The sequence below is a fragment of the Butyricicoccus faecihominis genome (assembly GCF_014648015.1).
GTDB classification, from domain to species: Bacteria; Bacillota; Clostridia; order Oscillospirales; family Butyricicoccaceae; genus Agathobaculum; species Agathobaculum butyriciproducens.
Genome location: NZ_BMQH01000001.1, coordinates 164,869 through 180,619 on the forward strand (window position 1 = coordinate 164,869; position 15,751 = coordinate 180,619).

The window sequence follows — 15,751 nt, forward strand, 5'->3', positions numbered from 1 at the left end:
CTTATTCCTCCCGCTTCTGTCCTGTCACGCAGAGCCAGCCAATTTTGTTTTTATGGATTTGAACATTGCAGAATTCAGCGTTTTCCAGAAATGTTTTCAGCTCATCGCCGCTGTATATGGTCATACCGCTGATAATCTCCGTCCACTTCTCATCCTTGTCCGTGTCGCCACTGCTCTCGTTGCAGATGAGAAAGGTTCCGCCGGGCTTCAGCACCCGATAAATCACCCGAAAACATTGCGGCAGATTCGGCCAGAAGTAGACTGTCTCAAAAGCGGTGACCGCATCGAACCAGTCATCTGCGAAGATCATATCCGCCACACTGCCTTGCAGGACGGCACAGCGCCCCTCCGCGATGGCGGTCTCGTTGACCTTTTTCGTCTTCTCCACGCTGACGGGCGAATAGTCGATGCCCTTCACGATCCCCTGCGGGTATTTTTTCAGCAGCCTTTTCATGTTCGCACCGCCACCGCAGCCGCAGTCCAGCACCTTTGCATCTGATAAAAGCGGCAGGAACTTCATGCCCCAATCCGCAAGGGGCGCATGGCACAGATTCATCAGGTTCACCATGACTTTTCCACCAAAACCGGTTGGCTTTCTGGTGTTCTCAAAAAAGGACATCACCCATCACTCCTTTTCCACCACAATGATCTTATTGGAAATATTCCGCACGGCGGGCAGCTTTTCCAGCAGTTTATAGATCGGTGCGAATGCCGCCATGCCCTCGGTTAAGCTGTGCTCCTCCACGAATCCAAAATCCGACAGCAGTTCGGCAAGTGCTTTCCCATTCTTGATTCCCCAGTTGAATTTTGCATTGCTTGCGTCAATGGATTTCTCCTTGAAGTGCCGCGCCATCGCAGGATTCATGGTTTCCACAAAGACTGTGGCTTTCTCAAATCGGCGGGAAATCACCGTGAAAATGCGCTGCACATCCGCTTCTGACAGGTACATAGTCAGCCCCTCGATGACGATCAGCACCGGCGCATTCTGCTCGCTGATTTTGCTGCCCCAATCGTCCATGGCAGACATGGCGATCTGCGAAATCGTGCCGCTTTCCGGCAGCAGCTTCTCACGCACGGCCATGGCCTCCGGAAGGTCCAGGTTATACCAATGCGCATAACTTGCCATCCGATAGCACCGGGTATCCAGCCCGCAGGCGATGTTGACCACCACCGCGCCGGGGTGCGACGCAAGCCATTTCTTCGTCATCCGGTCGAGCACGATGGTGCGGGTGATAACGCCGCTGTGCATGGCTGTATCCTTGTCCGCAAGGGAAAAATCGTAGTCCAGCTTTTCGATGAGTTCTTCCGCTTTTGCATCGTGAATCGCGCCGCGTCCCCGGCTCTCCTTCGCCCTTGCGTAAATGGTTTGCAGCATAGTCTCCGGCACGCCGGAGAGTTTGATCTTTTCTCTCATATCATCTTTCCTCCGCTTGCATAGTCAGAAATTTTTCCGCATACCGGCAGAATTTTTCCGGGTGTACCATCACCAGCTCCGCATGGGCCATCTTGGGGATGCCATGGATGCGCGCCTTAGGAAAATAGCGCTTGATGAACCGGATATCCCGCCTGCGATCCTTCTTTTCATCGTCGCCGTACCAGTAGGTGATTTTCGCACCGATTTTAGCGGAGCGCTTCGGAAGCGCATAGTTGTTGGCAGACCAGAATACATTGCGGATCGTCCGATCGGAAAAGGTTTTGAGATAGGCTTCCATGGCGTCGTACTCCTTTTTGGGGTCGTGCCCTGCGGGGGTGAACCGTTCCGGCGGAAAGGCCGCTTCCAGAATTTTTCGGCTGTTCGCCGCCATTTTAAAGGACACAATATCCCGCCAAAGCAGCAGCTTTCGCACCGGGTAGGGCAGCTGATAAGGGATGATCCCGCCGTCGATGATGGCTCGGTCGATGGGCATTTTCCCCAATGCCAACATACGGGTCAGGCAGGCACCACCCATGGAGCAGCCATATGCTCCGTCCAGTTGTGAGATGCCGCGGCTTTTCAGGTAAGAGATCACCTCATCCACGGTCTGCTCGACTGAGGTGAAATCCCCGGGATACTCCGGCTGATGGCCGTCATACACCACCTGAAAAACATGCCATCTCTGAGAAAGCAGCGTGATCGTGTCGGCAAAGGCCCATACAGGCTCTGCCGTGCAGGGGAAAAACAGCAGCGTCCGCTCCTGCGCCTGCCCGTGTTCCAATATCTGCATGGATCACCCCTCCGATTTCACGCACTCTGCATAGGTCAGCGGGAACGAGGCTTTCAGCACGGCGCTTTTCTGCACCGTCCAGCCGTTTTCCCGGAGAAATGCCAGATATTCGTGACTTGTCCACTTGCTGTGGAGAGGGAAGCCCGCCAGCTTCATGAAAAATGCTTTGCCCTTTCCACGAAAGTCATTACCGGCATGAGTAAAGGTCGGTGCGACCAGTATCCCGTCCTCTTTCAGCACCCGACGAATTTCAGAGAGGGCTGTTTCCGGCTCCGGCACGATATGCAGCGCATTGGCCACGATGACCACGTCAAAGCTTTCGTCGGCAGAAGGCAGGTGGAACATATCCTGCACGGAGAAATGCAGCTTGGCGGATTGGTTGTCACGCTTCGCTTCTGCGATCATCTCCGGCGAAGCGTCTGTGGCATCAATATGAGCGGCACTGGTTACAATGTTTTTGGCAATCAGCCCCGTGCCTGTGGCCAGCTCCAGCACGGTTTTGTGCCGCACCACGGGGCGCAGCAGCTCGTACATCTGCTCATAAGCTGCGGCGTCCTTTCGCATGAAGCGGTCGTACCGCCCGGCGTTTTTATCCCAGAAATTTTGACTGTTTCTCATGATTTCGCCCTCACAACGAGATGTTAAACTACTCTAACTCACACAGATGACACAAGCGAGTTAGAATAAGCTAACTGTATCCCTTTTGAAAAGCCGCATCACTGCGGCTTTTCCGCTTATGTAAATAGCTCCCGGCAGGCGCCCCGCACCAGCGTTTCCAGCACCTGCGGGTAAAGCACCCCAATCTGCTCCTGATGGGAGACGGTTAAAATCAAGCCCCGCACTGTGGCGGCAGCCAGCGCCATACCGTCCTTGGGCTACAAGCCGCCCATCTCCAGCAGGGTACGGATGTGCGTCTCGCCATCGTGGTAGTGGGCGGTCTTCACTTCCTCCGGCAGTCGGTGCAGGAGAAAATCTGCGTCATTTTCGATGAACACAAAGGCTTTTGTCTTGGAGAGCCAACGGCAGGCCGCCAGGATCGACGCTGCCGCGCGGTCGGCAGGCAATAAGGCTGTATTTTCCTGCAAAGACTTCTGCGCCGCCGCGAAGCACTCGGTATGGATGTCCTCCAGTACAGCGAAAAACAGCAGCTCTTTGGAATCAAAGAATTTGTAAAATGATCCCTTGGAGATCCCAACGGCCTCCGTCAGCTGCTCCACAGAGGTTTTTCTCATCCCAATGGTAATGCCGCAGCGCCGGGCCTCCCGGATCAGGTCATTGCGGATCTGTTCATTCTGTTCGTCTGTAAAAGCCACTGCGCACGCTCCTTGGATTTATGACCATATTGTTCATTTCAGTCAAATTGTAGCACGATCCGAAGATGTTGTCAACGGCGTCGTTTGGCTTTCCATCATGATCAAATCAGATCCAGCCGTTCCATCTTAAACGGAACCACTGTAGATTTCAGCAGTCTCGTCTCCAGCAAACCCTGCACAAACCGTATCGCCGTCTTTGCAAAGATATTGCTTTTCACCGTGTCCCAATCCGCCAGCTTTACGATCTCCGCCATGCCGTTTTCAAAATCCAACCGAAGCTTGCCCCATTCGCCGTCGTTGTCTGCCTGATACAGGTAGGCAGCAGCGGCTATTTTTTATTCTTCTTGCGGCGCTCGGTCTGTTTCAGCGTCACGGTATGGATCACACCGCTTTCCAGCAGCTTCCGCCGCAGTTTGTCTAATGTACGCCGGTAGAACCGCTCCGCACCGCTGGCTGTCGTTCCTTCAAAATCCACCGCTAAATCTTCAAAGGTGGACTGCGTGGACAAGGGGCTGACGCGCCCGCAGGTCATGCAGATAGCGTTCCGCTTTTCCAGATACCATTGCTCTTTGTAGGAAAGCTGCTCAAACACCGCCGTGACCGCCTTTGCCTGTATTCCGTTCCAGAGGATTTCGGCGTAGTTCCAGCTATCGTCACGCGTCACATCCTCGCCGGTTTCTTCGCCGTCCTCATCCTGTTCCGTGCGGTAGAGGGAAACAATGCTGCGGTTGCGCTGGGCAATGGTCAGCAGCTCATCCGCAGATACGCTATCGTCCTTGTACCCGCTTTGAGCGGCAAACGCGGAAACGACCTCCGCGCGTCTCTTACCCGAATTGTTATAGATTGCGCCGATCTAACGCACACGCCGGTACTCCGCAAGACTGGCAAAGGAACCGACTTCTCCCATCATACGGCAGAACAGCAGCCCGTCCTGAATATAATGCTTCGCGTATTTCAGGAATTCTGTTTCCTGCGCTGGGTCAAACTTCGGCAGACAGTACAGCAGCATTTGCAAGACTTCCAGCTTGTAGTCCAAAAACCGCGTTGGGTCGTAGCGATCAATTCCATTGTGGGTGAGAAACCTGTAAATCACGCTATTCAGACGCTTTTCAAAGTGGTGCAGGAAGAAGGAAAAGTATGCAAGGTCTTTGTGACGGACAGCCTCGCGTATGTAGTCGTTCAGCTCCATTTGCGGCGGTTCCGGGTCAAGCTGAAAGACGTTCCGGACTTCGCGCATGGTCAGGCTGTCCTCATTGGCGAACGGCACTTTGGACGCATAACCGGACAGCTCCCATGTGTAGCCCGCAAGCTGTGCCGGTATCAGTTTGTTACGGTTATCCTCCATGTCTGCACCTCCCACCGCTATGGCGTTCCATTACCGCTCCATCGTTTCCTTCGCTTCCGCCAGCAGAGCCGCCTGCTCCATCTCGGCGGCATAGCCGCCCTGCGCATAGCCGCTGTCTTGCAGGGCCTTTTCCAGCTTGCTTTTTGCCAGTGCTTTCATTGCGGCGGCGGTCTGCTCATCCAGTGTGCCGCGGCCAAGATACTGCGTGATCGTGTTGAACCGCTTCGTATAGATTTTCTTGATGGGATGGTCGGCGGCAAGCTCCCGCTGCTCCCGTCCACGAAGATTCCCGACTTGGCGGCAGGTGCGCCCACGTTTGTCTCCGGGAGCCAGACCGTCACAGTACTTGGCATATCTTGCGTCAGTGGTCAGAAACCATTTCCCACAGACCGCGCATTTCCTCGGCGCGTGTCCGACGCATAAACCTTCAAAAAGATCGGCGCGGAACATCCCAACGAAGGATACAAAATGCATCCGCTTGACAAGCTGCGCCTGCGTATTTCCGAGACGGATCGCAGGGACATACTGCACTGTCGCATTGGTCAGTGCCATCCATGAGGGATTGCTTTCCTCCAGAGTCACGTTTTCCTTGAAAAACTGCCCGAATGCAGCGGCGTATCCCGCAGGCGTTCGTATTTCGGCATTCTCTTGCAGAAATTCTGCAAACGCCGTCATAGTTTTCTTGTACTGGTGCAGGGAATAGCTCAAATGCCCCAGCACTGGAATAACGCGCACCAGCAGCGCCGCCAAGGGATGCGCTCCTGTGATATTGCTGACTGCCTGCTGCTCCATCGGGAGCTACAAATACTCGTTCAGCTCGGTAAATGCTTCCTCGGAAAACGCCTGCATGAGATAATCTTCAAACTGCTTTCTGTCCAAGCGGGAGAACGGTTGGACATCATGCAGCGCATGAATGATGGTCTGTCCCGCCTCCTGCGCTTTCGGAAGAAGCTGCCTATCCACATTCTTTGCCCCGATGCCGGTCAGCAGCAGATTCAAGGTCATGCACGGCGCGTCCAACTGCGCAATCGTTTCGTCTGGGATATTCAGTACCGCACAGCCAATCGTGCCGGTCGGCATGACGCTGCCTGCGTAGGTTACGGTATCCTGCCAGAAATCCAGAGACAGCACATTGTGACGGATAAGCTCCTGTGCCATGCTGCATCCTCCTGTCATGTTTTTTTGAAATGAACTTGTCATGCCATCCGCCTGCTTTTTGCGAATCCGAACATAAAACAGGCAGAGAGGTGTGAAAGCTGCCTCTCCAATCTATTTTACGGAGGATAACGCATGAATTGTTTTCAGAACGTCAAATATGGCGTAAGCTGCCGGGAGGCGGCGGAGCGGTACGGCGTGGAGGTCAACCATTACGGCATGGCGCTCTGCCCGTTCCACAATGACCGGCATCCCAGCCTGTATGCGGCGGACGATGACTATTATTGCTTCGCCTGCGGGGAGCACGGAGATGTGATTGATTTTGTAAGCAAGCTGTTCCGGCTCTCGCTGTATGATGCAGCGCAGAAGCTGGCCGCGGACTTTCACCTCACACCGGACAAGCCGCCCAGCGCAGCGGCGCTCCACGCAAAGCGCATCCGAACAGAAGTACAGCAGCTCATGGAAAACGAGCGGCTGTGCTTTTCTGTTCTGTCCGATTATGCCCGTGTGCTGCGGGACTGGAAGGCAAACTGTGCGCCGCAATTACCGGCAGAAGTACCGGATGAACGATTTGCAGAAGCCTGCCACAAGCTGGATGAGGTGGAGTATTACTTGGATATTCTGTGCGCGGGTGATTCCTATGAACGCGCCGAGGTAGTTCGTTCTCTGCTTGCAGATGGTCGGCTGGACAAGCTCAAGAAAACAATCAATGGGAGGGACGCCGCGTGAACAAGAAGTATGCAGGGCTTGATTTCCCAGCATGGTTCGATGGCAAGGACGTCAATGAGGCGGCTTTTTGCCGGGAGTTTTTGTCAAAGAACAAGCTCATCTATGCGGATAACGCATTTTTCACACCGGATGGACGGCTGACAGGCCCGCTGCTGCTGAAAGAGAAAATCTATGCCGAGCTGGAATGCTGCGCCGCAAAGAACATTCCGCGCACCATTTCCAATATCGTGGAGATCATGAAGCTGGCGGCTCATGCAGAGAGCTTCCCGCCGAAGCCGGATGAGATTCATGTGCAGAACGGGACGCTCCGCATCGATGGCAGCTTTCTTGCGGGACGGCCTGAGATCGTGCGCAGCCGGTTTCCCGTTGCTTACAATCCACAGGCGGAGGAGCCGGTTGTCTGGCTGCGTTTTCTCTCCGACCTACTTTACCCGGAGGACATTCCCACCTTTCAGGAATATATCGGCTATTGCCTCGTTCCCAGCACCAAGGGGCAGCGCATGATGATCCTCAAGGGCGAGGGCGGCGAAGGAAGATCGCAAATCGGTCCCGTGCTGGCGCGGCTGTTTGGCTGCAATATGAAGGACGGCAGCATCGCAAAAATCTCCGACAACCGGTTTGCCCGCGCCGAGCTGGAGCACATTCATCTTCTTGTGGATGACGATATGAAAATGGAGGCTCTAAAGCAGACCAACTATGTCAAATCCATCGTTACCGCACAGGGCAAGATGGATCTGGAACGCAAAAGCGTCCAGAGCTATCAGGGGTAGATGTATGCCCGGCTGCTGGCATTCTCCAATGGCGATCTGCAATCCCTCTACGACCGCAGCAACGGCTTTTACCGCCGCCAACTGATCCTGACCACGAAAGAGAAGCCTGCCAATCGTGTGGACGATCCTGATATTGCCGAGAAGATGAAGCGAGAGGTTGAGGGCATTTTTCTCTGGGCGTTTGAGGGCTTGCAGCGGCTTGCGGCAAACAGCTTCCGATTCACGGAAAGCCCCCGGACGCTGAACAACCGGGAGTATGTCAAGCGTGACGCCAACAATGCCATCGACTTTATGGAATCCACCGGCTATATCCGGTTGAAAGCGGATATGTCTGTCATCTCCAAGGAGCTGTATGCCATTTATGGAATCTGGTGCGATGAAAACGGGCTGACACCCATCCGGCAGCGCTCGTTCAGCGATTTTCTGATGCGGAATCTGAAAACGTACAATCTGGAGCATACAAATACCGTCACGAACGCCACCGGGCGCAGAGTGTGGGGGTATCTCGGTATCGAGCCGTTGATCAGTCCCCGTATATCTGAGAATTGGGGCAAATCGCTATGTACGTATGTACCGAAAAGCTGACGCGCACCCAATCGTGAACAAATCTGCCCATGCCGTGAAATGCTGCCTGCCCTGCACCATCGGTACGTATGTACACAGCAAAATGCCCTAATTCTACTATGTACAGAGTAGCGGTGAGATGCCCAAAAAGGCACTTTGAAATCAATCCTTGTGAAATTCATGAAAATTTTCACTGTAAGCCGAACGCAATGCACCGTCCGGTGGTTTACCGTAGTGTGAAGCCATTGCACTGGGATGTGGTATATCCCACCGTTCCGCATGACCTCGCCCAGAACGATGAAGCTGATAGGGTGCTGCTGCGAATAGGGCATCACGGGCGGAAATCTGAGCGGATTTGCGGCACGGAGGATTTTTTATTCCACCGCACACCAGCATTACCGATACGAAACCACACTACACGAAATTACGGAGGTAAAAATTGATGAAATCCAATCTGAGAAACGAAATCAAATCGTACATCGTCCGTCAAGGAATGACCATGCAGGGGGTGGTCGATCTGCTGCATGACGAACACGGCTGGTCTGACAGCGTATCCAACCTGTCCAACAAGCTCCAGCGGGAGTCCCTACGCTACACAGAGGCTGTTCAGCTTGCCGACGCGCTGAGGTATGAAATCGTCTGGCAGCGAAAGAAAAACTGACGAACCGAGAATATCCCGAAAGTCCCACCGGGACGAAGGGCGCACTTCTATACATGGTCAAGCCCTGTATGTGCGTCCTGCGGAGCCTATCGCCCGGACAGTTGTGTGTCCGGGCTGTTTTGCGTCACTTTGTTCCGTACAAGGGGCTGGTCTCCACCGGAGACCCGCGCCCCCTTGCGATGCTTGCGCATCTATCCCTGCCCACTTTGCAGCGGAAACCATCTGCTGACGCAGACAATTTCCACCGCAAAGTCTGAACAACTATTTCACCAATTTTGAAGGAGGTTAACCATGCCAAAACAGAAAAACCTTGCTGAGCTGAATGCCGAGAAAGAAAACATTGAGCGGCAGCTTACACAGGAGCAGCACAAGAAGCAGCGTCTGGAAAACCGAATCGCCTACTATGAGCGCGGCGACCGAACCAAACGCGCACACAACCTGATCGTCCGCAGCGCGGATATAGAAAGCATTGCTCCGCTGACGAAGCTGTTGACACGTGCTGAGTTTTATGCCTTGGCCGAAAAGGTTTTTGACCTGCCGGTGGTCAAAGGTCTGCTCATGGCAGCGGTCAACGAACACAACCGGGCGGAACAGAAAGAGGGGTGCTGAGTATCGCGTTATTTCATTTTCATGTAACCCAAATCAAACGCAGCGCGGGGCAATCCGCCGTGGCGTCTGCCGCCTACCGTGCTGGGGAAAAGCTGCACAGCGAATACTACGGCGAGATCAGCGACTACACCCGCAAGGGCGACGTAATCTGTTCGGAAATCCTGCTGCCATCTCATGCGCCGCCGGAGTATGCAGACCGAGAAACGCTCTGGAATGCGGTTGAAAAAGCCGAACGCGGAAAGAAAGCACAGATTGCCTACAGCTTTGACATTGCCTTGCAGAACGAGTTTTCCATGCAGGAGAACATCGATCTTACAAGGCAATTTTTGTTGGAGCAGTTTGTGAATTGGGGCATGGTGGTGGACTTTGCCGTTCACTCGCCAGACAAAGAGGACGGCGGCATTTCTAACCCGCATTTTCATGTCATGTGTCCGATTCATCCTATTGAGTCAGACGGCAGGTGGGGCAATAAGCAGCGGCGGGAATATGTGTTGGACGAGCATGGTGAGCGTATTCTGGATGAGGTGGGCAACTACATGTTCAACGCTGTGCCGACCACCGACTGGGGCAGTCCCGAAACCTTGGAGCATTGGCGGCAGGCGTGGGCTGATCTGTGCAATCGGAAGTTTGCGGAGAAAGGTTTGGATTGCCGGATCGACCACCGCAGCTATGCCCGTCAAGGCATTGAACAGATTCCTACCGTCCATGAGGGGCCGTCTGTCCGCGCAATGGGAGCGAAGGGCATCCGTACCAACAAGGTCGACTTCAACCGCTGGGTTCGCAAAACCAACGCCATGCTGCGGAAAACAAAAAATAAAATCGCCTCTTTGCTGGAATGGCTGAAAGCGGTTAAGGAAGAACTCTCCAAGCCGCAGCCGCCTATGCTGAACGATCTGCTGATGACCTATTACAATAACCGCAATAAAGGCGCATACAGCACAAAGGCCAAGACAGCCAACTTACAGCGGTATGCGGATGCATTCCGCTTTTTGCAGGAGAAGCAGCTTTTTACCACCGATGATCTGGATGCCGCGCTGCATTCCATGCAGAACAGCATCAGCGCAATGAAAGCGTCTGCCGGGGAAAAGCAATCCCGCATCAAAGAACTGGACGAGCTGCTGCGCATGGCACAGTATTATGTCGATGGAAAACCGGTTGCGGATAAGCTGGGAAGCATCCGTTTTGAAAAATCCAGACAAAAATACAAGTCGGAGCATGACGATACGCTGCGGACGTTTTATATGGCGGAACGCAAGCTGAAATCGTATTTCAAGGATGGCAAGCTACCCATCACCGCATGGTGCAGAGAGCGTGAGCGGTTGGAGCAGGAGCGGCAGCAGACACAACTGCACAGCCGCAAAAACGAAATAGAATTATGAGAAAGGAATCGTATATGGAAAAATTATCAGCATTGACGAAATCAACCGTGCCGTGATGGAGGGGAAAGACGATTTGGTCTTTGAGCTTTGCAAGGCCTTTGACCATGAGAGCTGCTTTGATCCGATCTTTGACCCGCCGGAGTCCTTTTATTTTTTCTGACCGGGAGGTGGCTTGTTAATGATAGTGACACAAAACTATGGTAATAATTCCAAGCACACCGATTCTGTCGGCTGACCCGAACGTGAAGGAGGACGTTATGACGGATCAGCAAAAAATTACGATACTCTACTGCCGCCTCAGCAACGAGGATTCGCAGGATGGCGAGATGCGTACAGGAGGGCTTTGAACTGGTAAAGCAGGGATTGGTAGGCTGCTGGCTTTGCAAAGACCTATCTCGCTTTGGTCGTGATTACCTGACTGTAGGCCAGTACATCGACATCATCTTCCCCAGCTACGATGTGCGCTTCATTGCCGTCAACGACGGCGTGGACAGCCAGCGCGGGGACGGTGAGGGCTTTGCCGCAATCCGCAACTTATTTAACGAGTGGTATCCAAGAGATACCTCCAAGAAAGTCCGCACCAGTCTGCGTCAGCGCGGCACCAGCGGCAAGCATCTGGGCAAACCGCCCTATGGCTACCGCTGCGACCCGAACGACAAGGACAAGTGGATTATGGATGAGGATGCCGCCCCGATTGTCAAGCGCATCTTTGACCTCTGCATTGACGGCAAAGGCCCGGAGCAGATTTCGAGGATTCTTGAAAGGGATCAGGTTCTCACGACCAAGGCGCTGTATGCCAGTCGTAAGGGAAAGCCGATGCCCAAGAACCCGTATGGCTGGAGCGATCAATCCATCGTAGGGATTCTGGAACGGCAGGAATACACCGGATGCACCTGCAATTTCAAGACCTACTCCAAGTCCTACAAGCTGAAAAAGAGGATTCCCAACAATCCGGAGGATATGTTCATCGTGCCGGACACGCAGGAAGCTATCGTGTCTCAGGCACAATGGGACAGAGTGCAGGAGCTGCGCAAAAACAAACGCCGTCCCGTGAAAGCGGAACGGCAGGGATTATTCGCAGGACTGGTCTACTGTGCAGGCTGCGGCAGCAAGCTTCATTTCGCCACCTGCAAGGGCTTTGAGGGCAAGCAGGATCACTATCGCTGCTCCAAGTACAAGAGCGGACGGGGCGAATGCAGCGCACACTATATCCGGGAAGATGTACTGCGGGAACTGGTACAGGAACGGATTCAGGCGGTCAATGCGTATATCCGCAGCGATGTGGAGGGCTTTCAAGAGGAGTGGCTGCATTACCGCCGCGCCGATCAGGAATGAGACATCCGGGAAGATCAGAAGCGCGTGGAGCAGGCAATAAAACGCCTTGCCAATCTTGATGTGGTCATGTCCCGGCTCTATGAGGATTATGCTCTCGGTGAGATCGGCAAGGAGAAGTATAAGAAAATGACGGCTGATTATGAAGCGGAGCAGGAACGGTTAAAGCTCGAAATTGAAACAACGGAAGAATGGGTCGAGCAGCGGCAGGCAATGGGCGATGATCTGGACGCTTTCATTGCGCTGACGAAAAAGTATGTGGATGTCACGGAGCTGACGCAGACGATTGTCAACGAGTATATCAAGAAGATCATCATTCACGCACCGGATAAGTCTGACGGCAAGCGCCGACAGAAGGTTGAGATTTTCTTCAACTTCGTGGACGATGTGGGGATCCCCGTGCTGGCAGAACCCATGATCGCAGAATCTACCCTTGGACGCAGAAAAACGGCGTGACCTTCACGGTCACACCGTTCTCTGCCCCAACCGCAAGACTTATAGTTCCTTACGACTGTTAAGCCTTGGTTTCGGGTTCTTTTTGTGTGTAATTGAGAATGGAGAATTGAGAATGGAAAATGAACGCAGTTTCTTTCTGGTTTGTGCAGGGTGTATCGTATGGGAGTACAGTGTGCGCCCATAGCACGACCGAACGCGCCCGGTTAACGGTGTTTTGGGTGCCTCTACGGTTAGGTGTTTGCAAATGAATTGACAAATGGCGGGGCGCTCCGGAGTGGTCTCTTGCATTTTGGGCAATTCACCCTCTGAGGGCACTCAACCCTACGGAGTATGTAGAACGGGTGCCGTTTTCACGAGGTTTACCAGTATATTCATCATTTATTTTCTGTTTTCAATTCTCCGTTTGCAACACGGGAAATAAAATTTCAGACAAAAACAAAACAGGCTCGGATAAAACCGAGCCTGCTTTGCTGTGATCGGGAGGTGTGATCCGATCACAAAGAAGAAAAGAGTAAAAAAGAAAGGAAAAAGAGAGATAGTCAATTAGTAAAGCTGTGTTTTACAGCGTTTGTGCTGTTTTTAAGCACTTTCTTTGAACAATTAAAGTATAGCGTGGTTTTCGTCAAAATGCAAGAAAAAATGTTCGGCAGTTTGTATAAAAATACTATAAAATTTTTCAGCGGGAATTGTGCTTTGCGTTGAGCGTGTGAAAAACTGCCGTCTCTCAAACCGCTTCGTTTGTGAAAAATCGCGTCTGGTGGAAATCTATCCCTTGACATATTGCTCATATTGTATATAATGAGTATATACAATAAAAGAGGGGGGGACGGCATGGACATCATAGTATCCAACATGGACAGCACGCCGATCTACGAGCAGATCACACGTCAGATCAAGGCGAAAATCCTCGGCGGAGAGCTGCAGCCGGGGGAGGCGCTGCCGTCTATGCGCCTGCTGGCGAAGGAGCTGCGCATCAGCGTTATCACGACCAAGCGTGCGTATGAGGAGCTTGAGCGCGAGGGCCTTATCACCAGCCAGACCGGACGCGGCAGCTTTGTTGCACCGGTCAGCAGCGAACGTTTGCGGGAAGCGCAGCTTCGCACGGTGGAAGACCACCTGACGGATGCTGTGCAGGCGGCAAGACTGGCCGGACTGTCTGCGGACGAGTTCGCAGAGCTGGCACGGACACTGTTTGAGGAGGAAGGATTATGAGAGAGAATGCACTGGAGCTGCACGGCGTCTGCAAGAAATACGGCGGCTTTGCGCTCCGCAATGTGGGATTTACCCTGCCGAGAGGCACGGTAATGGGTTTAATAGGAGAAAACGGCGCCGGAAAGACAACGACCATCAAGGCGGTGCTCGACCTCATCCGGCCGGACAGCGGCGAGATTACCGTGCTGGGGGGACACGGCTCGAACCCGTCTGTCCGTGAGAAGATCGGCGTGGTGCTCGAGAACGGCGGTTTCCCGAGCACGATGAGCGCCGTACAGGTGAGCACGCTGCTCAGCAGAGCGTATAAAAACTGGAACGCGGAGCAGTTTGCGTCGTACATCGAAAAATTCGGCATTGACCGAGAGAAGGCCATCAAGGACTACTCCAAGGGCATGAAAACCAAGCTGAATATCGCGGCAGCGCTGTCGCATCATGCGGAGCTGCTGCTGCTTGACGAGCCGACGAGCGGTCTTGACCCGGTCGTGCGGGATGAAGTTCTCGACCTGCTGTATGACTTCATGCAGGACGAAAATCACGCGATTCTGTTGTCCAGTCATATCACGAGCGATTTAGACAAAATCGCGGACGAGATCACCTTCATCCACAAGGGCGAGGTGCTGCTGAGCGAGCCGCGCGACGAGCTGCTCGACACCTGCGGTATACTGCGCTGCACCGCCGATCAGCTGAACGCCCTTGACCCGTCCGCCGTGCGGGCAAAGCGCGTGGGTGCATTCGGCTGTGAAGCCTTGGTAAGACGTGACGGCGTACCGGAGAACTGGTCGGTTGAGCCGGTCAACATCGAACAGATCATGCTGTTCCTGACGAGAGGGGAGGACGCAAGATGAAAGCAATGCTGTATGCGGACTGGATGAATCTGCGCCGATCGATGAAAGCGATGGTGATCGCAATAGTTGTAATTGCGCTGGCCTCGATCGTTTCCGGAAACGGGCTGTCGTTTGTACCGGCTATGCTGTTCATGCTGTCACTCATGGTGCCCGCAATGCTCATGAGCAGCGATTATGCCTACGGATGGGATAAGCTGAGTCTGTCGCTTCCGGTCTCTCGGAGCGATGTGGTGAGCAGCAAATTTGCGATCAGCCTGCTGGTCAATCTGACGGTTGTGGCACTGGGCATGATATGCATTGCGGGCATGAATGCCTTCGGCGGTGATGCGATGGCGGAGGATATGATGGGTATGCTGGCCTGTGAGGCGGTCGGTCTGGCGCTCATGGGTATTGAATTTGTACTCGTTTTACGGTTTGGTCCGGATCGCGGTCGGTATTTACTTCTTGCCGTGGTGTGGGTGCCGATCATCGTGCTGACCGTCGTCAAAAAGCATCCGGCATTCAATAAACTTGTGCAGGCGGTCGGCGGCATGGACAGCTGGCCGGTCGGACAGCTTGCGGCGTTCTTCGGCGGACTGGTGATTGTCGGTGCTATCGTGTACGCGGTATGCTGGCGCATCGGCGTGGGCATTTACCGAAAAAGAGAGCTGTAAATGCATAAAATCCCTCTCGCTCCATATAAATAGGAACGGGAGGGACGGAGATTGAGGATTTTCAGCTTTACACTGCCTCTGGCGGTCGGCGGACTTGCGGCGTGGCTGACGATGGGCAGTATGTCGCAGTATGCGGCGCTGGTGCAGCCGCCGCTTGCACCGCCGGCATGGATATTTCCCATTGCGTGGACGATTCTCTATGTGCTCATGGGCTGGGCGAGCCTGCGCGTGCGGCAGTCCGGATCGCCGGAGCGTAGCAACGCGCTCGCGCTGTATTACACGCAGCTTGCAGTGAATTTCGTGTGGCCGCTGCTGTTTTTTCGCGTTGGACTGTACGGAACGGCGTTCTGGTGGCTGATTCTGCTGCTGGCGCTTGTGCTTGTCACCGCAAGGGCGTTTTACCGCATTGACAAGCAGGCGGGATGGCTGCTCGTGCCATACCTGGTCTGGCTGGTGTACGCGGCTTATCTCAATGCCGGAGTCTGGTTCCTGAATGGATGAAAAAAGGGAGCAAATCGTGTGAT

General features: G+C 53.7%; 19 protein-coding genes and 2 pseudogenes. 11 read left to right on the forward strand and 10 right to left on the reverse strand.

Annotated elements, in window-relative coordinates; all coding sequences use genetic code 11:
* Position 1 precedes the first annotated feature (1 nt).
* The 10 genes from IEY11_RS00665 to IEY11_RS14735 form a co-directional block, all read right to left on the reverse strand.
* On the reverse strand, positions 2-619 hold the full coding sequence (locus tag IEY11_RS00665; RefSeq protein ID WP_188885476.1) for a class I SAM-dependent methyltransferase: 618 nt from the start codon (positions 617-619) through the stop codon (positions 2-4).
* A gap of 6 nt (positions 620-625) precedes the next feature.
* Positions 626-1,414, reverse strand: a complete 789-nt coding sequence (locus IEY11_RS00670; protein ID WP_118729899.1) for a class I SAM-dependent methyltransferase — start codon at positions 1,412-1,414, stop codon at positions 626-628.
* Between the two features lies 1 nt (position 1,415).
* Entirely contained in the window at positions 1,416-2,204 is a 789-nt protein-coding gene (locus IEY11_RS00675; protein WP_118729898.1) for an alpha/beta fold hydrolase, read from the reverse strand.
* A gap of 3 nt (positions 2,205-2,207) precedes the next feature.
* Positions 2,208-2,822 (reverse strand): class I SAM-dependent methyltransferase, encoded by a 615-nt coding sequence (locus IEY11_RS00680; protein WP_188885477.1) that lies wholly within the window; start codon positions 2,820-2,822, stop codon positions 2,208-2,210.
* Between the two features lie 257 nt (positions 2,823-3,079).
* Positions 3,080-3,517: a TetR/AcrR family transcriptional regulator gene (locus IEY11_RS00685; protein WP_243183918.1), complete on the reverse strand. Its 438-nt coding sequence runs from the start codon at positions 3,515-3,517 to the stop codon at positions 3,080-3,082.
* Between the two features lie 101 nt (positions 3,518-3,618).
* Complete coding sequence (locus IEY11_RS14720; protein ID WP_243183919.1) at positions 3,619-3,789, reverse strand: hypothetical protein; 171 nt, start codon at positions 3,787-3,789, stop codon at positions 3,619-3,621.
* 56 nt (positions 3,790-3,845) lie between these two features.
* Positions 3,846-4,181, reverse strand: a complete 336-nt coding sequence (locus IEY11_RS14725) for a hypothetical protein (RefSeq protein WP_243183920.1) — start codon at positions 4,179-4,181, stop codon at positions 3,846-3,848.
* Between the two features lie 189 nt (positions 4,182-4,370).
* Positions 4,371-4,862 carry a hypothetical protein gene (locus IEY11_RS00695; protein ID WP_188885478.1) on the reverse strand — a complete coding sequence of 164 codons (492 nt, stop codon included), beginning with the start codon at positions 4,860-4,862 and terminating at the stop codon, positions 4,371-4,373.
* 30 nt (positions 4,863-4,892) lie between these two features.
* Positions 4,893-5,612 (reverse strand): DUF6076 domain-containing protein, encoded by a 720-nt coding sequence (locus IEY11_RS14730; RefSeq protein ID WP_243183921.1) that lies wholly within the window; start codon positions 5,610-5,612, stop codon positions 4,893-4,895.
* Between the two features lie 48 nt (positions 5,613-5,660).
* Positions 5,661-6,020, reverse strand: a complete 360-nt coding sequence (locus IEY11_RS14735) for a hypothetical protein (RefSeq protein WP_243183922.1) — start codon at positions 6,018-6,020, stop codon at positions 5,661-5,663.
* A gap of 132 nt (positions 6,021-6,152) precedes the next feature.
* Between IEY11_RS14735 and IEY11_RS00705 the strand changes: the two genes are divergently transcribed.
* The 11 genes and pseudogenes from IEY11_RS00705 to IEY11_RS00750 all read left to right on the forward strand — a co-directional run bounded on the left by IEY11_RS00705 (position 6,153) and on the right by IEY11_RS00750 (position 15,728).
* Positions 6,153-6,746 carry a CHC2 zinc finger domain-containing protein gene (locus tag IEY11_RS00705; RefSeq protein WP_188885479.1) on the forward strand — a complete coding sequence of 198 codons (594 nt, stop codon included), beginning with the start codon at positions 6,153-6,155 and terminating at the stop codon, positions 6,744-6,746.
* Positions 6,743-8,101: pseudogene (locus IEY11_RS00710) on the forward strand (DNA primase family protein). Before IEY11_RS00705 ends, IEY11_RS00710 begins: the two are co-directional and overlap by 4 nt.
* Before the next feature lie 421 nt (positions 8,102-8,522).
* Positions 8,523-8,741, forward strand: coding sequence for an LLM class flavin-dependent oxidoreductase (locus IEY11_RS00715; RefSeq protein ID WP_118729891.1), 219 nt, complete (start codon positions 8,523-8,525; stop codon positions 8,739-8,741).
* Positions 8,742-9,032: 291 nt separating this feature from the next.
* Positions 9,033-9,350, forward strand: a complete 318-nt coding sequence (locus IEY11_RS00720; protein WP_118729890.1) for a DUF3847 domain-containing protein — start codon at positions 9,033-9,035, stop codon at positions 9,348-9,350.
* 2 nt (positions 9,351-9,352) lie between these two features.
* Positions 9,353-10,313, forward strand: a pseudogene (gene mobQ, locus IEY11_RS14740) (MobQ family relaxase); the annotation flags it as partial.
* Between the two features lie 734 nt (positions 10,314-11,047).
* A complete protein-coding gene (locus IEY11_RS00730) occupies positions 11,048-12,064 on the forward strand; it encodes a recombinase family protein (protein WP_407926630.1) in 1,017 nt (338 codons plus the stop codon).
* 24 nt (positions 12,065-12,088) lie between these two features.
* Positions 12,089-12,517 carry a DUF4368 domain-containing protein gene (locus IEY11_RS15170; protein WP_407926631.1) on the forward strand — a complete coding sequence of 143 codons (429 nt, stop codon included), beginning with the start codon at positions 12,089-12,091 and terminating at the stop codon, positions 12,515-12,517.
* Between the two features lie 831 nt (positions 12,518-13,348).
* Complete coding sequence (locus IEY11_RS00735; RefSeq protein WP_110436467.1) at positions 13,349-13,729, forward strand: GntR family transcriptional regulator; 381 nt, start codon at positions 13,349-13,351, stop codon at positions 13,727-13,729.
* Complete coding sequence (locus IEY11_RS00740; protein ID WP_188885480.1) at positions 13,726-14,574, forward strand: ABC transporter ATP-binding protein; 849 nt, start codon at positions 13,726-13,728, stop codon at positions 14,572-14,574. Before IEY11_RS00735 ends, IEY11_RS00740 begins: the two co-directional genes overlap by 4 nt.
* Complete coding sequence (locus IEY11_RS00745; protein ID WP_188885481.1) at positions 14,571-15,227, forward strand: ABC-2 transporter permease; 657 nt, start codon at positions 14,571-14,573, stop codon at positions 15,225-15,227. Before IEY11_RS00740 ends, IEY11_RS00745 begins: the two co-directional genes overlap by 4 nt.
* Before the next feature lie 51 nt (positions 15,228-15,278).
* Entirely contained in the window at positions 15,279-15,728 is a 450-nt protein-coding gene (locus tag IEY11_RS00750; protein WP_243183923.1) for a TspO/MBR family protein, read from the forward strand.
* Positions 15,729-15,751: the final 23 nt, after the last annotated feature.

Bases quoted from the DNA above. Each gene is read 5' to 3' on its own strand.
- IEY11_RS00665 (WP_188885476.1), bottom strand. From the start codon at position 619: ATGTCCTTTTTTGAGAACACCAGAAAGCCAACCGGTTTTGGTGGAAAA.
- IEY11_RS00745 (WP_188885481.1), top strand. From the start codon at position 14,571: ATGAAAGCAATGCTGTATGCGGACTGGATGAATCTGCGCCGATCGATG.
- IEY11_RS00670 (WP_118729899.1), bottom strand. From the start codon at position 1,414: ATGAGAGAAAAGATCAAACTCTCCGGCGTGCCGGAGACTATGCTGCAA.
- IEY11_RS00720 (WP_118729890.1), top strand. From the start codon at position 9,033: ATGCCAAAACAGAAAAACCTTGCTGAGCTGAATGCCGAGAAAGAAAAC.
- IEY11_RS00735 (WP_110436467.1), top strand. From the start codon at position 13,349: ATGGACATCATAGTATCCAACATGGACAGCACGCCGATCTACGAGCAG.
- IEY11_RS14735 (WP_243183922.1), bottom strand. From the start codon at position 6,020: ATGGCACAGGAGCTTATCCGTCACAATGTGCTGTCTCTGGATTTCTGG.
- IEY11_RS00705 (WP_188885479.1), top strand. From the start codon at position 6,153: ATGAATTGTTTTCAGAACGTCAAATATGGCGTAAGCTGCCGGGAGGCG.
- IEY11_RS00740 (WP_188885480.1), top strand. From the start codon at position 13,726: ATGAGAGAGAATGCACTGGAGCTGCACGGCGTCTGCAAGAAATACGGC.
- IEY11_RS00675 (WP_118729898.1), bottom strand. From the start codon at position 2,204: ATGCAGATATTGGAACACGGGCAGGCGCAGGAGCGGACGCTGCTGTTT.
- IEY11_RS00730 (WP_407926630.1), top strand. From the start codon at position 11,048: ATGGCGAGATGCGTACAGGAGGGCTTTGAACTGGTAAAGCAGGGATTG.
- IEY11_RS00680 (WP_188885477.1), bottom strand. From the start codon at position 2,822: ATGAGAAACAGTCAAAATTTCTGGGATAAAAACGCCGGGCGGTACGAC.
- IEY11_RS00715 (WP_118729891.1), top strand. From the start codon at position 8,523: ATGAAATCCAATCTGAGAAACGAAATCAAATCGTACATCGTCCGTCAA.
- IEY11_RS00695 (WP_188885478.1), bottom strand. From the start codon at position 4,862: ATGGAGGATAACCGTAACAAACTGATACCGGCACAGCTTGCGGGCTAC.